Raw genomic sequence first — 19,052 nt, 5'->3', positions numbered from 1 at the left:
GCTATACGGGATACAATTCCTGATGACGACCCAGCTCCTTTTTGCAATCGGTGCACAGCCCTCTTACGGCACCGGAATCATCCGCATAAAAGGTCAGCGGTCGCTTGCGGCGGCACTTGCTGCAGGCTTGTCCACGCTGCCCGCTGCTCGATCGCGTTTTGGATTTCAGCTGGATGACATTGCCCTTTCTTCCGCTGCTTCGCTTGCGTCCAAACCCTATCAATACCAAGAGAACCAGAACGGCTCCGGCCGTAATCCCGATCATCCATCCCATGTTTATTCCACCTCCGACATGTGCAGGCTATTTGTACAAAACAGCTACAAAACGATATGCAGGTTTGCATTCCAAGCTCGACCCAAACGATCGTCACTGCCTCCAACACCAACTGCCAACATTTTACCATATCTTCATTGTTAATAGAGGTTCCTGCTCATTATCCGTCACCCTCGATAACCGGATTCTTGGAGCCGAAACACAAAAAAGCCTTCTCACTCCCGAGCTAACGGGAAGGAAGGCTTTCGCTGTGCTTTCGTTCATGCAACCGGCATGGTGTCAGATCTTCAACTCACCGAGTTTTATCAACTCAACGACAGCTTGCGAACGGCCCTTGACGTTTAATTTCTGCATGACATTGGAGATGTGGTTACGCACCGTCTTTTCGCTAATAAACAACTGCCCGGCGATATCGCGAGTCGTTTTGTCCTGCACAAGCAATTCAAACACTTCGCGTTCACGGTGGGTTAACAAGAACTTGCTGTTATGGTCGGTCCCCTTCAATGGTGTCACCCCTCCTTGCCCGGGTATGTGTGGTCTAACAAGGTTAAGGGATACAGTCAACTCATCTTATGTAAGATCAAGGGGGAAGGTGCGAAAGAGGCGAATAAATTGGGCGTTTGGCCCGTATCAGCGATTTTTATCCTTGCTTCCCACCGCTTGTTGGTCTATGATGGGGGTGTAAAAATTATTTTCTTATTTTTTTCATATTTTTAAAAATAATTTTCAGAACGAAATCCCATTCGTTATGCCCAGGCAATAAGCTCACCGGGAACCTTAAAGGAGGCTTGTGATGACACCAATCTTGCATATTATTTCTGTCGAAAAGGAAAGTCTGCCCCGTCAGGAACGACGGCTCGCGGAATTCATTTTGACAGCCCCATCCGAGATTGTGCATATGGGCATTAAGGATCTTGCCGATCAGTGCGAGGTCAGCGCTGCCACCGTAACTCGTTTTTGTAAGAATTTTCAGTGTAAGGGGTATCCTGATTTTAAGCTCAAGCTTGCGGCCGAGATCGCTCATGCCGAAATGGCCTCGCGCACGGGAAACACGCGCTATCAGGACATCGTGGCGGGCAACCCGCTGGCCGGGATCGTCGAGGCGATCGAATCCAATCATCTGACTTCCATCCGGGATACGACGGAGTTGCTTGATCTCGGTCAGCTGGAGCGTGCCGTGGATGCCCTGTGCCGCGCGAAACGCATTGATCTGTACGGCGTGGCGACCTCTTCCATCGTGGCGCAGGACTTTTACCAAAAGCTGATCCGGATCGGAAAAAACTGCACCGCTTTTGCGGATTCCCATATGCAGATCACGTCAGCCTCCACACTGACCTCAAGCGATGTGGCCGTTGCCGTTTCTTACTCCGGCGAAACGCCGGAGACCATCGATGCATTGGCCTGTGCCAAAGACGCCGGCGCCTTCACGATCAGCATCACCTCTTACCGGAGCAGCGCGATCTCCGCCCTCGCGGATATTACGCTGTATTCATCGTCGCTCGAGGAAGGAATGCGCCGGGGTGATATGGCTTCGCGTATCGCTCAGCTTCACATTATAGACATCCTATTCATGGGAATGGCCAGCCGGGACTTCTCCACGTATGTCCCCCGACTGGAGCAATCATATCTTAATGTTCAAAATTATCGCAAAAGCCGAGGAGGACAATAACCAATGAATATTTACACATTCCGCGACGAAGAACAATTCGTGCAAACAGGCGCTAACCTGATTTCCAGCCTGCTGCACACTAATCCGCGCGCCACGCTTGGATTGGCTACGGGAAGCACGCCGGTTGGGCTCTATGCCAAGCTGATTGAAATGAACCGTCAGGGGCTGGTCAGCTTCGCCCAAACCACGACATATAATCTGGACGAATATGTAGGCCTTCCGGAGAATCATCCCGAGAGCTACCGCACTTTCATGAATGAGAAGTTCTTCAATCATGTCGACATCCAGATGGATCGCACCCATGTGCCGAACGGCAATGCTGCCGATCCGGAAGCAGAATGCCTGAATTACGACAAAATGCTCGAAGAATACGGCCCGGTTGATCTTCAGCTCCTCGGCCTTGGACATAACGGACATATCGGTTTCAACGAGCCTGGCGAATCCTTAAGCGGCGGTACCCATGTGGTTGAGCTGCAAGAAAAAACACGCAACGCCAATGCAAGATTCTTCCCAACCCTGGACGATGTCCCGACGCACGCGATTACCATGGGCGTTGCCACCATCATGAAGGCCCGCCAAATTCTTCTGCTCGTTCGAGGAGAGGATAAAGCGGAAATCGTACACCGCGCATTGACGGGGCCGATTACCACAGAGTGTCCGGCATCGCTGCTTCAATGTCATCCGAACGTTGTCGTCCTTCTGGATCAAGGCGCAGGGAGACTGCTGGTATGAGCAGCGAACGCAAAGATTCGGTCCAATTGTTGTACGGTCAAGTCTTGACGCCAGACGGCTTCTGTGCAGACGGCGTGCTGGCGATCCAAGGTAAGGACATTGCTTACGCCGGCGATGTTTCCGGGCTCCCCGCCGAGCTTAAACAGGCTGCAGCGGAAGTGATCAACCAACCCGACGGCTACATTATTCCCGGATTTATTGATATCCACGTGCACGGCGGCAACGGCGAAGATTTCATGGATGCAAGTAAGGATGTCCTGGATAAAATCACGTCATTCCACAGCTCCCAGGGAACCACGTCCATGCTCGCCACCACGATGACGGCGCCGAAGGCAGCCATCGACCATGTGCTTCGGGAAGTTAACGACTACCGCAGCCAAGGCATGCCTTATACCAAACTGGTAGGCGCACATCTGGAAGGTCCTTTCATCAGTCCGAAATGGCCAGGCGCACAAAATCCGGAGCATATCGTCCATGCCAATATCGACTGGCTGGAAGAATGGGTGTCCACATACCCGGATCTGATCCGCCAGGTGACCCTGGCACCGGAGCGCGAAGGAGCGCTGAAGGCTATCTCCTGGCTCAGCAGCCACGGGATCGTGGCCGCACTGGGTCATACGGATGCTACCTACGAGGAAGTGGAGGCCGCCGTTGAGGCAGGACTGAGCCATGGCGTGCATACGTTTAATGCGATGACAGGACTGCATCACCGCAAGCCTGGCGTGGTGGGTGCGATGCTGGGCGATGATCGCCTAAGCTGCGAAATCATCGCCGACGGCATCCATGTTCACCCGGCTGCCATTCGGATTCTGGCCCGCATGAAACAGGACGGCAACCTGATTCTGATCACCGATGCGATGTCCGCTACCGGTATGGCTGACGGCGAATATACGATTGGCGATCTGCCGGTCGTTGTCGAGAACGGCATCGCCACGCTCAAGAGCAACAAGGATAGCTTGGCTGGCAGCACGCTGACGATGATCAAAGGATTCCAGCTGCTGGTCCGAGAGGTCGGTTTGAGCATTGAGCAGGCCTCCAGGGTCGGAAGCCTCAATCCCGCCAGAAAAATCGGCATCGATGACTGCACCGGATCCCTTGAGTCCGGCAAACTTGCCGACGTACTGGTGCTCTCCAGCGACCTGGAGCTTCAAGGCGTCTGGATTCAAGGACAACGCAAACATTAATCTGATTGATCATGACCTATAGCAAATATAGGAAAGGAGCTGCCTTTTTAGGGATGATTTTCACATCCTAAAGGGCAGCTCCTTTTGGTATTGAAGTTTTACCGGCTGTTACGATTACCGCCAAACCAACCGTCATCCGTATCATTCTTCATCAGGTTGCCGCGGGTATCGTTCATTCCGTCACGACCGCCAACATGAAGCGGGAATACGCGGTTAATCCATGTGCCGAAATCGCGCGAAAGCGTACCAACCGTGTTCGCTGCACGACCATCCGTTCCAAAACGACGGGCATGCTGATAAAATCCTTCATCTGCGGAAACATATACTTGACTGATATGTGGAGCGGTTTTGCGAATTTTGTTCGTTATTTCATTATGAACATGCTGAGGAACCTCTTCACGAGTACTCATCATACCCATGTTGTTATTGTTGTAAGTTCCATAAGGAACGCCATTGATGCCTGTTCCCATATAGGTGTTATTAGTCGTTCCCCTAGTTCCTGTAAGGCTGTTGGTTCGTAAACCGTCAGTACCCATAAGTCCATCAGTGCGCGTTCCCATAAGTCCGTCAGTACGTGTGCCGTTAGTACCCATAAGTCCATTCGTACGTGTTCCGTTTAACGTATTATAATTGCTGCCCCCAAATCCGCCATGGGTTGTCGTTCCATTTACACCGAAGCCACGGTTATCAGCCGTGCGACCAAGCCCTGTTGTGTTTTCTACAGCACGCGTGGTATTTCCCACGACACGTTCTGTACCCCTAGCCATGTTGTTCAGTAGGCCCACACTGCCCGTGCTCGAAGTTCCGAACGTACGGTTCCTAACATTTGTTCTGTTCATGCCTGTCGTCGTCCGGCCGTCTGTATAACGGTTTGGAGTGCTCAAGCCTGTGACATGCCCGTCAATACTGTTGGTGTTTGCGCCATCTTTGGACAGCGAAACATACGCAGTGTGATTCGTCACGAAAACATGTGCAGGTCCCACACCACTGATATCTGACACTTTTTTGGACAGCGTTTTGCTGTACTTCAGGTTCGTCAGGTCATGCTGCTGCGTGTTTCGCACGTGCAGGTTATTATTACGCACGGATTTCACACCGACACGGCCACCGTCCACATTGTTCGTACGTGTCGTGTTACCGTCATTGGCGTTACCGCATCCTGCTACTGCAGCCATACTAAGCAGTAATGCCGCGGAGACGGTCAGGTTGAGGGCCTTGGATTTAATCATGATTCATCCTCCATCTCTATAATGAGTGTGTTAACATCGTATAGGATGACCTTGCGGCAGAAGTGGTATGCTGAAAGGTTTTAACATGGAGAAAAATGCGCTACAGGCCATTTATGCACAAAAAACGCCGATGGAATCATCGGCGATCATTTCATTAACTAATCATTCAATTAAAGAAGTCCTTCTTAATGACCGCTGCCTGCTGACTTTTCAAGAACTTGTTTAACCCAAGCCATGTTCTCCTGATACCATCGAATCGTCTCACGAATGCCGCTTTCGTAATGATATTGAGGAGCCCAACCGAGTTCCTTCCTTATCTTATCTGCATTTATTGCATAACGGCGGTCATGTCCGGGACGATCTTGGATATGCTGAATCAAGGTTTCGGGTTTGTTCAGTTCAGACAGGATCGTTCGAATAACCTGCAAATTATTCCGTTCATTATGTCCTCCGATATTATATATTTCGCCGTCGACGCCCTGGCGCAAAACCAGGTCAACAGCTCGACAATGATCTTCCACGTACAGCCAATCGCGAACGTTCAAACCGTCGCCGTATACCGGAAGGGGCTTGTTATGCAAAGCATTGTAAATGATAAGCGGTATTAGCTTTTCTGGATACTGATATGGGCCGTAATTATTTGAACAGCGCGTGATATTGATCGGTAATCCAAACGTCTCATAATAAGCTCGAACCATCAAATCGGCGCCTGCTTTGCTTGCAGAATACGGACTGTTCGGTTGAAGCGGTGATTCTTCGGTAAATAGGCCGGTGGCTCCCAGCGTGCCATAGACTTCATCAGTAGAGACCTGGACAAACTTGACGACTCCATATTGCCTCGACAGATCGAGGAGCGTCTGAGTTCCTGCCACATTCGTCAAGACAAACAATTCAGGCTGCAAAATGCTGCGGTCGACATGGGATTCAGCCGCAAAATTAACGACCGCATCAACCCCCTCCTTAAAGAGGGGTTCTAAAGCTGCCCGGTCTCTGATATCCGCTTTCACAAAACGATATTTGGGATTCGTCCGCACTTCGCTCAGATTTCCTGAATTGCCGGCATACGTTAGTTTATCCACATTAATAAATTCGTCATTCGGATGTTGAGACAGCATATATCGTATAAAGTTACTGCCTATAAATCCCGCACCGCCTGTGACAACGATCTTCATGCGATCTCACCCCTCGTATATATAGTTATTTTCTGCCAAAGCCAATCGAGGATGCTTTGAATCTTTGTCCGAGAGAACAGGTTTGTTCACAGGCCAATCGATATTGAGATCCGGATCGTTCCAGGCTATTCCCCGATCATGCTCTGGCGAATAGTAGGCATCGACCTTGTATATGACCTCCGTATCGTGGACAAGGGTACAAAAACCATGGGCAAATCCTTTGGGAACGAGAAGTTGAAGGTAATTGGCTGCGGATAAGATAAAACCTTGCCATTGTCCATAGGTAGGGGAGCCCGACCGAATATCAACGACCACATCATAGATCGCCCCGCTCACAACGCGGATCAATTTCGTCTGTCCCTCGGGAGACAGTTGGTAATGCAGCCCTCTAATAACACCCGCCTCACGTGACATCGAGTGATTGTCCTGAATAAAATGGTCGTTAATGCCGCATCCTTTAAAAACTCGATCATTGAAACTTTCCATAAAAAATCCCCGATGGTCTTGGTGAACGGTCGGTTCAATCCGTTTCACGCCTTGGAGCTTTGTATCCGTGATTTTCATCTGCTGCCTCCGGTACATGGATTTGAGAGAGCTTTACCGAAAACATCGGTTGCCGCTCTCTCGATTATTTATATGTCTAATCCCTAATTAGGATATAGGCAATAACGCTCCCCGATGCAAAAATCCCGATCGCCGCTGCAGATCGAGATTTCGCAATGATATATATAAGATCTAACCTAAATCGATTCTTATCTTCTCTTTAACTTCTTCCAGCAGGCTCAGCACTTCTTCCAAACGGTCCCCTTTCACGATGATCTGGCCGATTCGGTCAGTGCCAACCCTGAATTTATTTACTTTTTCACCTATATGATAATCAAATGATATTTGAATAATATTCTCATGCTGATCATTTCCGTTCTCAAGTCCCGTTATATCCCCATCTTTGTCGGAGATCAGTAGTTCACAAGCACAAGGCTGTGAATTCTGAGTGGGAAATGACGGATTCATGCGGAGAGCAGCCTTGATGATCTGCTCATAGTAATCGAATCCATAGAAGGTGGACACCAGTTCGGGCAAGCATGTAGCTCCTGCTCTGCCTCCGATTTCAAGAACATACACATGCCCGTCTTTCAAAATAAAATCCGCATTGATTGCGCAATGATTTAATTCCAGCGCTTCGATACTTTGTTTCAATTGGGAAAACAGATCTTGCTGCACTTCTTCGGGCAATTCATATGGGACATAATGACCGATGGGAACACCGGTATCCCCATAAAAGACGAAATCCCCGTGCGGCATGATGAATTGAATTTGGTTATCGTAGACGAATGCCTGTGCGCCAAACTCGGTTCCTTCAATAAACTCTTCAACGATGAAAAAATCCAGTTTCGTATCCTTGCGCACGGTTTCAAATGCGTATTCCACATGGGCCATATCGGCAACCTTCACAATGCCTTTGCTTGCTCCCCCGTCCACTGCCTTAAAGATAAGCGGCGGCGACAATACTTCGAAAGCGCTGTAAGCTTCCTGCAAGGTTTGGACTTTCAGAAATCGTGCCGTTCGTACGCCATGTTTCATAAAAGCCTGTTTCATCTTCCATTTATTTGAGGAGAGAAGAGCGGATTCATAACTCAATCCGCTTACTCCCAATTCATCCACGACTCTGCCGATCGACTTGACGGCCACGTCCGTACCCGTTGTACAGATTCCATGAATTCCTTCATGCCGGGCGATTTCGACAATCTTATCCATATGGGTCGTATCCTCGTAGTAAACCTTGTCTGCCTTGGCAAACCCGGGATAGTTTCCTTGGCGGCTCACAACAATAACGTATAATCCCATTCTTTTCGCGGTTTCAATTAATGGGAGCTGGGAGATTCCCGCACCTAGAACCAACAGTTTTCTCATGGCTTAAACTCCCTTATACGGGTTATGATCCGATCCAAGTCCTCCTCCGTAATGTTCGGATGAATAGGAAGGGTCAGAATTCTTTTCCAGATCTCTGAGGAGAGCGGCACGATTGCTTTTAGATGCAGGTAGCTCGGATGCAGATGGCACGGATAATAATGGACGCCCGTCGCGATATTGTGTTCCTGCAAGTGTCCAATCATACGGTCCCTCTGGCTTTCCTTGCTGAATTTAACCTGGAACAAATGCCAGGAGCTTTGAGCATACGACTGTTCACGAGGAAGTTCCAGCCATTCCAAATCCTTCAGTTCGGATTGGTAACGAGCCGCTATTTCTTTTCGTCTTCCGTTCAATTGGCTCAGCTTATTTAACTGAACAAGCCCGATGGCAGCCTGCATGTCGTTCATATGATATTTGTATCCTACGTCATCAACGAAATACTGCCATGCATACACCTTCTCATGTGACGACCGTATCCACGTATCGCGGGAAATGCCTACCCACCTCTTCTCACGCAGCTTACGGTTCATCCACTCGGTATTGCAGGTAATTGCGCCGCCTTCACCACTCGTCAAATTTTTGACGGCATGAAAGCTGAAGCAGGTAATATCGCTGATGGAGCCGATCTTTTTGCCTTTATATTCCGCGCCGCATGCATGCGCAGCATCTTCTACCACCTTGATTCCATTGGCATGCGCCAACTCATGGATGGTATCCATATCGCAGGGATGCCCGCCCATGTGAACGACGATAATTGCCTTGGTTTTATCTGTTATCTTCCGCTTGATATCTTCCGGTGATATGTTCATCGTATCGGGTTCAATATCCGCAAAAACCGGCGTTGCTCCCACATAGCTAACCGCATGGACAGTGGATATGAACGTGATGGAAGGCACGATGACCTCGTCACCCGGCCCAATACCCAAAATGTCCATGGCCAGATGGAGCGCGGCCGTACCAGAATTGAGCGCAACCGCGAAACGGCTGCCGACATACTTGGCAAATTCCTGCTCGAACTGTTCCGTTTTGGGGCCAAGTCCAAGCCATCCCGACCGTAAAACATCTGCCACAGCGTCTATCTCCTCTTGACCTATACTCGGTTGAAGAACGGGTATCAGCTTATGGTCCAAGTGAACCTCTCCTTTCATAATCCCTCGTCATTCCGACATTAGAATTTGTGAACGCCAACGTTCGGCGCAAGCTTCCACTGAAAAATTCGCCCATGCTACTTGTTCGGCATGTTCCGCGATGCTCTGCCGTAGTTCCGGCTGTTCGATCAGTTGGACCATGGCTTCGTACCAATCATCGCTCTCACCCGAAACAATCAGGCCGTTTTCCTTCCCGGCAACCCATTCCTCGTAAGCCGGAGAAGAAGAATATATACCCGGAATCCTGCAAGCGGAATATTCGCGAAATTTATTGTTGCTTTTGCAATCATGCAGCAGCGTTCGCTCCAACGGCGCTAACCCGATATCCCAGTTGGACCGGTAAAGACGCTTCAGAAAGTTTTTATAGTTCTCATCGTAGGATTCCGTAAACACCTGCGGCTTCTCCCGGAGTTCCTCGGGAACATACCCGCAGAACTCGATTCTGAGTTTATCCCCGTACTTCCCAATAATTTTGTGCAATGCCCCGATAACGGGTTCAAAAGCCACTTGTTTTTTTCCGCCTTCATACCCGATTACGACTTTCCCTTCTTCTTTACGGTTCTTTTTCAAACCGGAAATAACGGAGAAATCAACGCTTCCCGGAAAATAAACTATTTTTTGGGGACTAAAATGCGTTTCAAGATGTTTGGCAAAAAAACTGGAAGCAACCTTTACGCTTTGGGCGTTTTTCAGAAATTTAACATACGTCTTTCTTCGTGAAGAATCATGATAATATCGTCCCATATCCGAACCCGGAGACATCGCGATAAAATGGTCGTCGATCACGTACACCGTTCTTTTTCCCATCTCCCGGGCCATCTCCAGATACTTATAAGCTTCGGGCTGAACCGTTCGGAAGAAGAGGACGATATCCGCTTCAGCCAGCCTTGATCTGTCCATCTCATCATCGGATCTGACGTCAAAGTCGCAGACTCCCATCTTCTCCAAATGGCGGAGCGGCTGCTCAATGCCGATTTTATAGGAAGCGATTTTTTCCGATCCGACGATGAGTACGTTTATATCCCCTCTTTTCCCTCTTTTCCCCATGTTCCCGCTCTCTCCCCCGATTTTTACGTTTTGAGTATGAATTTCTTCCAATTATCGATGCATGTCTGAAGTGAAAAATGCTGACGGGCTGACCTATGCGCATTCTCCTTGATTCTCTGCCGCATCGTCGGATCTTCAATCATGGCCTTGATTCCCTCATACCAATCCTGCTCGGTATGCTCAACCAGGTAGCCGGTTTCGCCCTGCTCGACCCAATGCGTATAAACAGGAGACTTCGAGTATATGCCCGGAATGCCGCAGGCACCGTATTCACGGAATTTGGTATTCGTTTTTCCCTTGTTAAATGAATTGTTCGCAAGCGGCGCAATCCCGATGTTCCAGTTGCTTTGATTTAGCTTTTTCAAAAACTCCTTGTATTCCATTCCCCCGCCTTCATATTTGACGCTTGGATGATCAGCCAGCGAAGGCGGAAGGTAGCCGTAAAATTCTAATCTCACGAATCCCCCATAATAATCCAAAATTTTGTTCAACGCTGAAATGACGGGCACGAAATCTTCCTCTTTGTCCCCTCCTGCATAACCGATGACCACTTGCCCCTGATCCTTATCCGCCTTCACGTTCTGGTCCAGCCACTCGAAATCGATGCTGGCAGGGAAGTAAATCACGTGTCTATTGTACCGCTCATGAATATAGGTGCCGAGATAAGGTGCATCGACTTTAATGATTTGCGTGTTTTTCAAAAACTTAATAAACGTCTCTCGACGGATCGGATCGTTGTAATATTCGCCCACCGGAGTTGTTGGCTGAATCTCCAGGAAATTATCGTCAATAACATAGACCGTCCTTTTATTCAGCTGATGGGCCAGCTCTAGTAATGCATAGGCCGCCGGTTCCACATTGCGAACGAATACAATCATATTCGCGGCCGCAATCATTTCGTGGGTCACGTCGGTTTCCAGTTTCACGTCGAATTGCAGGTTCTCTTGTTTATTCAGCGTTCGGAGGGGCTGGATAACGCCGATTTCAAGTGACGGTATCATGCCTGCCGCGATAACCAGAACGTCCATCTTGGGCAGAGCCGTCTCGATGACGGCAACAGCGGTTTGGGACCTTTTGTGGGCATCGGCGCGCCCTTGAGCGAGCCCTTCCTCTTTTCCCCGCTGGAAACCGTCTAAACTGCCCTTTTGATATGCGCTAAGACGAACAGGATGGTGTTTTCGTTTTCCAGCTCGCTTTCGAGGCCTTATTTTTTTTCTTAAAGCCATCTTATCCTTCTCCTTTATAAGCTTCTTGATGACCGGCCTCCATACCCTCCGCATAACCAACGTTAAATCCTTCGTTGTACGCTTTATCAAACCCCGCATCATAGGATTGATTGTATTCGGCAGCCGTTTGTCGCGGAGCTATTCTTCCTGGACTTCTTCTTCTCTTTCCCCCAAAAACTCGATTCGCCCCCTTCCCTCTTAAGCCTCTTCCACGGATTCCTTTTCTCTTCAACGCAGCACCGCCATTTTTTTTCCTTGCTCTCATCCGTCTCACCCTTTTCTCTTTAATTAAATGTTATCCGCCTTAATCACCGGAGGAGAAATGATTGGAATTTCCTCCCCATATTGCTGGATTTCGTGCTCGTTCACTAGCAGCGGCTCGTAAAAATCAAGATGCCAAGCCGCTAAGACGAGCCGATTCAGGAATCGCTGCAGCCGATTCCCCTTGTACTGATAAACGCTGCCGTTCTTATGCTTGATCAGTTTGCCTTCTTGCTCCCAAGATTCCGTGGATGGAAAATACACAGTCCTCATACGCCCGACGGCTTCCTCCGCAGCCATGCGATCCCCGAGCGGCCAGCAGCGGAGATCAACCTGTGACACCCGGACAGCCTGAATTCCGACGGCTCCGTGAATCGGATGCCTGATTCCGTTCTCAATCCAATAGATTACCGAGTCTGCCCCTGTCACGAAGATACACGTCGGGTACATATCAACGGTCCGCAGCTTCATGTCCCGGTTCAAGCCCCGATGCCACTGCAGGGACAACATCTCATGAGGATCTTCCCACTTGCTGGAGTAGAAAGTAAGATTATTCGCATACACTTGTTCGAATCTGGAATTTAGCTTCTTCATGCTGACGCTGCCATAATGGTGAATAAACGTATCCTTTGCTATAATAAGCTGCATTCCAAGAAGACGGGCACGCAGCCCATAATCGTCATCTTCACAGTTGCCTATCTCAAAGCCCTCGTCGAAAAAACCCAATCGGTAAAAATCTTCACGCCGGATCAACATGCAGAAACCTGTCAAGCGTTCTGTAACGGTCCAGCTGTGCGCATTAGAGTGATTGTATGACTTGGAGAATTGCTGCATCTCGGCGATATCCTGGTAGCTGACATGAATAAGTTGCTCTCCGCTGATATAGTTTGTCACCGGACCTACAATCCCGAACTGCGGATCGCTGTGCAGACAGACGAGCAAATTCGAGAGCCAGTTGGCCGTCACAACGGAATCATTGTTTAAGATCATCAACGTTGTTCCTTTTGCCATCATCAGTCCCTGATTTACAGCCCCTGCAAAGCCTAAATTTTCCTCATTGATTCGAAAGCGAAGCCCTTGGGAAGATCTGAGAAATTCCGCAGTTCCGTCATCGGATGCATTATCAATAATAATGAGTTCATACGGGGTGTCGGTATATTGAGCGATACTTTCAATGCATTCTTTTAAATAAGGAAGCTGATTATAGGTCGGTATAATGATACTTGTACCCTCAAAAACATTCCTGAATTGCGATATTCCGATATGCCGCCCCCGGCTGTATCCATCCTTGTAGCCGGTATGGAAGCCTTTGTTAAATCCGTCGTTGTAACCGTCTGTTTTATGATGGCTGATGTGGTTCATAAGGTTGATTCCCCGCTTGCTAAGGAATCAGCCAGATGCCCGAAATCGATAGCGACCTTTCCGAGCTCGGAGGCAATTCGCTCTGTAATGATAACAGCCGGAATGCCGGCGCCCACCAGCGCGATGTCGAATGGATGCCCTCGAATTTCATCCATGATTCTGGGAATATCGTGGATTCCTTCCACGGGGGCCACCGTCCCCGCCACCTTGATTCCGCGGCCCGACAGCACCCGTGAAAGACCGGGAGCAGAATTGCCCACAACGAGAACTCGACGTCCTGCAAGGATCCCTCCCAGTAAACCTTCCAAATGCAATGCATAGTTGACCGTCGATAACGTTAGTTGCAGCTTTCGGTAATCAATGCCATGAGCTCTAAAAACAGAAAAGCCCAGAGGTTGAAAGTTTGGCAATCTGAGTTTGGGAATGCCAACGATATCTGCCTTTCTCACGGAGGCTGCCAACATATCTCTTGCTTTTAGATCAGGTAAACAAACACCGGCATAACTTAAAAAATGTCCTTCTTTCCGCACTTCTTCCTCGTTCAAAACCATGTCCTGCGCTAGCGTAAGCAGTTCCCCATCCCCTAAGCGGATAACGGACAACGGGGAGCTTGAATCCAAAGCTTCATTAAGCTTCCTTGCAACCTCCGCCGCGCTTAGAAGACGATAATATTGAGAACTCATTTGCTCCATTCCAGCTTCGATAATCTGGCGAACCGAAATTTCAGGAAGAATCTCCAGCTCCGGAAGAATCGAATCCACAATTCCCTCTCCTCCATCGTATAATCCCTTCGCGTACTCCTCTACCGAGTTTGGTTTAACCCTCATCGTTTCAGGTGCCGAGTGCTGCGACCTCATCATTGCCTGGTCGTAGCCTGCATCGAAGCCTTCATTGAACGAAGCTGCCGCTTGCTCCAGCAATTTCTGGGTGCAGTCGCTTTGCGTTTGGCCTTTTGTTCGCTGAAGAATAACTTTTCGCTTATGTCGCTTCTTTACCAGCCTGCGTCTTCTTTTCTCTAAGTGCTGCCGTATGATGATCACCCCGTCTTACGCACAATATATTCTTTGGAACTCATTAGGAAACGGGTATAACAATCCAATTTGGCTTGACTCAAGGAAAAATGATACGAAGCATCAAACTCAATCGTTTATGATAGGTATGATCCTTTCTTGTTCTCATCAAGCCGTTTAAAGCAATTCGCTGTCGCTCTTCCTCATGACGCAAGTAATAGTCGATTTTATCCATCAGTTCATCATAAGAGCCATAGGTTTCTATTTCCGTTCCAGGGGAATATAACTGATCCATATCATGGCGGATATCCGATAACTGAAGCGTGCCGCAGCCGGATATTTCAAACGTGCGGGGATTGACGGAAAGCGCCTTTACTTTCCTGCTGTTGGCGTTGATCGTATCGTCATCGGATGAACGGTGATGGTTGATCACAATCTTGGCACCATTGTAGTACGTTGCCGTGTCCTCCGGCGTCATCCAATCGCCGAGCTTAATCTTGTCGGACAGCTGGGCGTAATGTTTCATCCGGTCCCACCACCATCCGGAAATGACGACTTTTTTATTTTTCAGTATCGGGGCCAGATGATCCATTAACTCCACTCTGTTCCAATAGGCCGTTCCGATAAAACAAATATCGGTCTGATTTGAGGTTGGCACATGCTTCGGAAAAAATACATTCGGGTTGACTCCAAAAGGCAAGTGATATACATGTTGACAACCTAAATCGCGATAAAAAGAAACGCAGTTGGATTCAAGCGTAAAAATATAATCGTAACGGGGAGCGATCGAAACCGTCCAGTCCGTATAGTACGGGTCATCCGTAAACCAAATGGCTGTTTTAAATCCGTTATCCCGAAGCGCTTTGAGCGTATCGGCTTCCAAAACAACCCCGTTTAAAGCAAGTACTAGGTCCGGCTGGAATTTCTTAGCCAAAAGGACGATATCTTCGGAAGGGCTCGCGACCGAGAGACTTCGAACCAGTCCCTTTAAAGCGTCAGTCACCGCCTGATCCAGCGCAGGATACGGAACGCCAATGCCTGCAGTGACATAAAGAATACGGAGATCGCGGACCTGCTCCTCTTCCTTGGGTAAGGACCTTATTACCGCATCGGAAAAACCGAGCCTGTATCCCTCTCTCCGTCCCACTGAATAACCTTTTCTGTATCCTTCCAACTGGGCGGATTGCTCTCCCCCCTGAAGCAGCAAATGCTCATTCATATAAGGTTCACCACAATCGGCCACTGGCTTGGTATAAGGACTGGAAGGTTCCAGCGTCCGTCCACCATCCGTCTAATATGTCATAGGTAAGCTGCCCCTTCGATGCATACACATTGTTCACGTCGGTAATTTCCAGTTCGCCTCGTGCGGATGGTTTAATGGTTCGGATCGTTTCAAACACCGTCGAATCATACATATAAATACCGGTTACGCAATAATCGGATTTAGGATCCTCCGGCTTCTCCTCGATCATGACAATGTTGTCTTTCTCCAAGACCGGAACACCGTATCTCTTCGGATCAAGGACTTTCTTCAGAAGTACGCGCGCTCCAGCGGCCTGTTTTTCATAAGCTTGCACAAAAGTTGATAGATGATCCTCAAACAGATTATCGCCAAGAAGCACAACGAACTTTTCGCCAGGTGTTATGAACGGTTCGGCAAGGTATAATGCTTGGGCAATCCCCCCGGCTTCTTCCTGGATTTTAAATGTGACGCTTACTCCCCATTCTTTTCCGCTGCCGATCAGGTCTGTATACAGACCAGCCGATTGCTTGCCGATCACGATGAGAATTTCCTCGATGCCCGCTTTTTTGAATTTCTCAATTCCGTGACATATCATCGGAACCTTCCCGACAGGCAGCAGATGTTTATTTATGACTTTGGTCAGTGGATAAAGCCGGGTACCCGTACCTCCTGCCAGAATGACGCCCTTCATATAATCCTTCCTTTCGCAAAATAGATGATTATACATAGATCGTTGGATCGACGCCCCATTTATCCATGAATTTTTGTTTGTTTGTATCGATAAGATGCTTCACTTGACTCATGTCCTGCTTGGCAAAGCTGGCACTCCCATGATGAAAAACGAAAACATCGCCCGCGATCCTGAACGTATAACCCGCATTCCTGGCCCGGTAACAATAGTCATCGTCTTCAAAATGACCTGGTGAATATCGTTCGTCCAGCAGTCCGATGCGATCCATCAATTCCCGTTTAAACAGGAAACATAAGCCTACGATTCGATCCACTTGAAGCCACTTACTGGCATCCGGCTCATTCAGCTGGTTCGACATCTCTTCTAAGCTGGTATAAGGCATATCGATCTGTTGTTTCCCGCTTGCATAGTTGGTAAGCGGCCCGACGATCCCGATATTGGTTTTGCTGTTCAAACAATTCAACATATTCTGCAACCAGTTGCGGGTGACGATGACATCATTATTCAGCAGAAGCAGCGTATCACCGGTTGCAATTTTCAAACCCTTGTTGCATGCAGCTGGAAAGCCAATGTTGTTTGCCAATGAAATGAAGGTAATCCCCTCCTGACGGCAGATGTCAACGGTGCCGTCGGAGGAACCATTATCAACAACGATGATCTCGTAAGGCTCATTCGTATGGCGCTTAATGGAATAAATGCAATCCTTTAGTAGCTCCCTGCCATTGAAAGTCGGAATAATGATGCTTGTTTTTTTCATAGCTACCACCTTCTAAACCTTGGTTAGCTGCCTTTGTCTAATCTGATCCATAAAAGATAGCCGCGGCCCCTTTATGTCGAATACCGTTTTGAGAGCTTCGATGTGGTCTCCGATGATCAAATCGGCAACTGCATTTTGTTGTCCGACATTTCGAGCTCGGAGCCGATTTTTCGTAATCACGTCTACACTGGCTGGTGCATTTATTTTCAAACCCTTTTCAAGGGCGATGACTTGCGCTTTCGGTGGGACAGATAAATTGGCGTATCCGATGATTTGGGCAGCTTCCTTCCTTATCGCGTGAGGTACCGCGGTAAGCGAATTGGCTTCGAGATCCGCCCTGCCCATGGATCGGTTAATAAACTCCTTCACTATTGTTACGTAGTCTCTGTTGGAAAACATCCCGATCCATGGAGAAATATCATTTAAGGCAATATCGCTACCCTGTTCAATGGCATCAATGAAAGGTACGAGATGCTCTGCTAATATTGGAACATCTCCATCAAGGAACAGCAGAATGTCAGAATCGGCTAACTTCGCCCCGACCGCTCTGCCAACATCGTGTCCCAAAGCTTGTTGATAGTGTACAATGATGGCTTTCGATTGGTTTCGAATCATTTCAAAGCTTTCATCGGTGGATCCGTTCACCACAAAAATGATTTCATGAAGCGGCAGCCGATGAAGCTGCTCCAGCAATTTAATAATCGTGTCTTTCTCGTTCATCACCAAGACGATCGCCGCTACCCTTTTGTCCGTCGGCAGGAGAACGGCATTTCCTAGATATATTCCGGAATGCTTACTGTGTCCTTCCACAAATTTGGATGCCGCTGCGTGGTAAACCGTCCATGGCAGCGGTTTGACTGAATGGTACCAGCGATTCCAGCTCTCGTTCACTTTGATATGGGGGGGTGTATCCGCCGTTGTTGAAACTTCATGGGCCGCTTGCTGATAACCGGCAGCATAAGCTCTCTCATTCCAATTGTCGACCGCTCCGTTTGAAATCCGGCGATTCTTGAAAATAAGAGCCCCCAATTTATGACCGCTCCGGTTTCTCTTGGTCCTTGCTCTTTTATTTATGCGTTTCATGGCTCTCCTTAAAGAACTTGAGGCGGGTATCATACCTCGTCTCCGCTTTCTTCGCACCATCTCATCACCACACGCTTTCTCTTTTTCGTGCGAGATCCGATCGATTTCCCCGCATGCCGGATTGAGAGATTAACCAATCTATTGCTTCCAAATGATCCCCCACAATCAGGGTTTCAAGGGGATCATTCCCTCTGGTTCTACCCCTCCTGGGATTTCTTTTTCCTACATCCACGTAATGAATCCCCCGTACCTTCAAGCCATTATAAATGGCCATTGCTTGAGCTTTCGGAGGAACGGCCAAATTGTCGATACCAATCAAATGTACCGCTTTTCGGCTCATTGCATGTGGAATGGTTGTAAGTGAAGCTCCTTTCAAATCGGGATTGGATACCAAAATGTTTAACGTATGCTTAGCGAGGATAACGCTGTGAACGTGATGCTTATCGATCGGACCCAAATACTTGTTCAAAGCCACGTCCACCCCCTCTTCCACAGCTTTCGTTAAAGGGGTCAAATCACTTGTTTTTATTACGATGTCTGCATCGGTAAACAGCAAGATGTCTCCTCTAGCCGCGGCAGCGCCGATACTTCGTCCCACGTCATGACCGAGCGGAAAGGGCAGGTGGATCACCCTCGCTCCGATGCTCTGAGCAATTTCTGCCGTACCGTCCGTTGAACCATTGGCAACAACGATAACCTCTGTGTTGGCGTGCACTTGGCTGGCTTGCCGAATGACTGCCGCAATGGTCTTCGCTTCGTTCATGGCAGGAATGATGACGGATACCTTCGGAAACTCGGCATTTATGATCGGGGACAAGGATCCTCTCCTCTTTTTTCTGTTAACGGGACTCGCAGGACTTCGTTTCGACATGTTTCTCACCTGCCAAGTTGGGATTAAGAACACTTCCTCCTCATTTTATGTATAGGTTTATTTACTGTAACGGCGTTCGTACCTTACACCGAATAAAATTGGGTTGAGCGGATGGACCAATAAACATACCAACTCTATCGATATCGAATAAACTAGAACATCAAAAAGAAAGGAAGTGAAGA

At 48.5% G+C, this 19,052-nt stretch carries 20 protein-coding genes; 3 read left to right on the top strand and 17 right to left on the bottom strand.

Annotation, left to right across the window (positions count from 1 at the left end; genetic code table 11):
* Window position 1 precedes the first annotated feature (1 nt).
* Window positions 2–274: a hypothetical protein gene (locus MHI43_RS07330; protein ID WP_015733967.1), complete on the bottom strand. Its 273-nt coding sequence runs from the start codon at window positions 272–274 to the stop codon at window positions 2–4.
* A 279-nt stretch (window positions 275–553) separates the two neighbouring features.
* A complete protein-coding gene (locus MHI43_RS07325) occupies window positions 554–778 on the bottom strand; it encodes a LuxR C-terminal-related transcriptional regulator (protein WP_006208732.1) in 225 nt (74 codons plus the stop codon).
* A 289-nt stretch (window positions 779–1,067) separates the two neighbouring features.
* On the opposite strand from MHI43_RS07325, the gene MHI43_RS07320 reads away from it, so the two are divergent.
* From MHI43_RS07320 to nagA, 3 genes are read left to right on the top strand one after another with little or no spacing between them, the layout of a single operon-like run.
* Window positions 1,068–1,943, top strand: a complete 876-nt coding sequence (locus tag MHI43_RS07320) for a MurR/RpiR family transcriptional regulator (protein WP_015733966.1) — start codon at window positions 1,068–1,070, stop codon at window positions 1,941–1,943.
* A 3-nt stretch (window positions 1,944–1,946) separates the two neighbouring features.
* Window positions 1,947–2,675 (top strand): glucosamine-6-phosphate deaminase, encoded by a 729-nt coding sequence (nagB, locus tag MHI43_RS07315; protein ID WP_009591745.1) that lies wholly within the window; start codon window positions 1,947–1,949, stop codon window positions 2,673–2,675.
* Entirely contained in the window at window positions 2,672–3,859 is a 1,188-nt protein-coding gene (gene nagA / locus MHI43_RS07310) for an N-acetylglucosamine-6-phosphate deacetylase (protein WP_015733965.1), read from the top strand. Before nagB ends, nagA begins: the two co-directional genes overlap by 4 nt.
* Window positions 3,860–3,957: 98 nt before the next feature.
* Here nagA and MHI43_RS07305 read toward each other — a convergent pair whose 3' ends face one another.
* The 15 genes from MHI43_RS07305 to MHI43_RS07235 all read right to left on the bottom strand — a co-directional run bounded on the left by MHI43_RS07305 (window position 3,958) and on the right by MHI43_RS07235 (window position 18,816).
* Complete coding sequence (locus MHI43_RS07305; protein WP_015733964.1) at window positions 3,958–5,088, bottom strand: YhcN/YlaJ family sporulation lipoprotein; 1,131 nt, start codon at window positions 5,086–5,088, stop codon at window positions 3,958–3,960.
* A 185-nt stretch (window positions 5,089–5,273) separates the two neighbouring features.
* Complete coding sequence (gene rfbB / locus MHI43_RS07300) at window positions 5,274–6,260, bottom strand: dTDP-glucose 4,6-dehydratase (RefSeq protein ID WP_036662583.1); 987 nt, start codon at window positions 6,258–6,260, stop codon at window positions 5,274–5,276.
* A 6-nt stretch (window positions 6,261–6,266) separates the two neighbouring features.
* On the bottom strand, window positions 6,267–6,824 hold the full coding sequence (rfbC, locus tag MHI43_RS07295; RefSeq protein ID WP_015733962.1) for a dTDP-4-dehydrorhamnose 3,5-epimerase: 558 nt from the start codon (window positions 6,822–6,824) through the stop codon (window positions 6,267–6,269).
* A gap of 171 nt (window positions 6,825–6,995) precedes the next feature.
* Window positions 6,996–8,171 (bottom strand): ATP-grasp domain-containing protein, encoded by a 1,176-nt coding sequence (locus tag MHI43_RS07290; protein ID WP_036662581.1) that lies wholly within the window; start codon window positions 8,169–8,171, stop codon window positions 6,996–6,998.
* Window positions 8,168–9,241: a DegT/DnrJ/EryC1/StrS family aminotransferase gene (locus tag MHI43_RS07285; protein ID WP_235201763.1), complete on the bottom strand. Its 1,074-nt coding sequence runs from the start codon at window positions 9,239–9,241 to the stop codon at window positions 8,168–8,170. The genes MHI43_RS07290 and MHI43_RS07285 overlap by 4 nt, the downstream gene beginning before the upstream one ends.
* Window positions 9,242–9,328: 87 nt before the next feature.
* Window positions 9,329–10,366: a glycosyltransferase gene (locus tag MHI43_RS07280; RefSeq protein WP_036662578.1), complete on the bottom strand. Its 1,038-nt coding sequence runs from the start codon at window positions 10,364–10,366 to the stop codon at window positions 9,329–9,331.
* A gap of 23 nt (window positions 10,367–10,389) precedes the next feature.
* Window positions 10,390–11,592: a glycosyltransferase gene (locus tag MHI43_RS07275; RefSeq protein WP_036662577.1), complete on the bottom strand. Its 1,203-nt coding sequence runs from the start codon at window positions 11,590–11,592 to the stop codon at window positions 10,390–10,392.
* 1 nt (window position 11,593) lies between these two features.
* On the bottom strand, window positions 11,594–11,857 hold the full coding sequence (locus tag MHI43_RS07270; RefSeq protein ID WP_036662575.1) for a hypothetical protein: 264 nt from the start codon (window positions 11,855–11,857) through the stop codon (window positions 11,594–11,596).
* 23 nt (window positions 11,858–11,880) lie between these two features.
* A complete protein-coding gene (locus MHI43_RS07265) occupies window positions 11,881–13,215 on the bottom strand; it encodes a glycosyltransferase family 2 protein (protein WP_036662573.1) in 1,335 nt (444 codons plus the stop codon).
* Window positions 13,212–13,976 (bottom strand): GT-D fold domain-containing glycosyltransferase, encoded by a 765-nt coding sequence (locus MHI43_RS07260; protein ID WP_235201761.1) that lies wholly within the window; start codon window positions 13,974–13,976, stop codon window positions 13,212–13,214. Before MHI43_RS07260 ends, MHI43_RS07265 begins: the two co-directional genes overlap by 4 nt.
* 349 nt (window positions 13,977–14,325) lie before the next feature.
* Window positions 14,326–15,444 (bottom strand): glycosyltransferase, encoded by a 1,119-nt coding sequence (locus tag MHI43_RS07255; RefSeq protein WP_051425336.1) that lies wholly within the window; start codon window positions 15,442–15,444, stop codon window positions 14,326–14,328.
* A 7-nt stretch (window positions 15,445–15,451) separates the two neighbouring features.
* Window positions 15,452–16,159, bottom strand: coding sequence for a sugar phosphate nucleotidyltransferase (locus MHI43_RS07250; protein WP_015733954.1), 708 nt, complete (start codon window positions 16,157–16,159; stop codon window positions 15,452–15,454).
* Between the two features lie 28 nt (window positions 16,160–16,187).
* Window positions 16,188–16,916, bottom strand: a complete 729-nt coding sequence (locus MHI43_RS07245; RefSeq protein WP_036662571.1) for a glycosyltransferase family 2 protein — start codon at window positions 16,914–16,916, stop codon at window positions 16,188–16,190.
* 12 nt (window positions 16,917–16,928) lie between these two features.
* Window positions 16,929–17,636, bottom strand: coding sequence for a glycosyltransferase family A protein (locus tag MHI43_RS07240; RefSeq protein ID WP_341283247.1), 708 nt, complete (start codon window positions 17,634–17,636; stop codon window positions 16,929–16,931).
* Between the two features lie 427 nt (window positions 17,637–18,063).
* Window positions 18,064–18,816, bottom strand: coding sequence for a glycosyltransferase (locus MHI43_RS07235; RefSeq protein ID WP_036662568.1), 753 nt, complete (start codon window positions 18,814–18,816; stop codon window positions 18,064–18,066).
* Window positions 18,817–19,052: the final 236 nt, after the last annotated feature.

The sequence above is a fragment of the Paenibacillus sp. FSL H8-0457 genome, from assembly GCF_038051935.1.
Classification (GTDB): Bacteria; Bacillota; Bacilli; order Paenibacillales; family Paenibacillaceae; genus Paenibacillus_AQ; species Paenibacillus_AQ lautus_A.
Note: the sequence above shows the minus strand (reverse complement) of the source record. Positions and strands in the feature narration are given on the sequence as shown.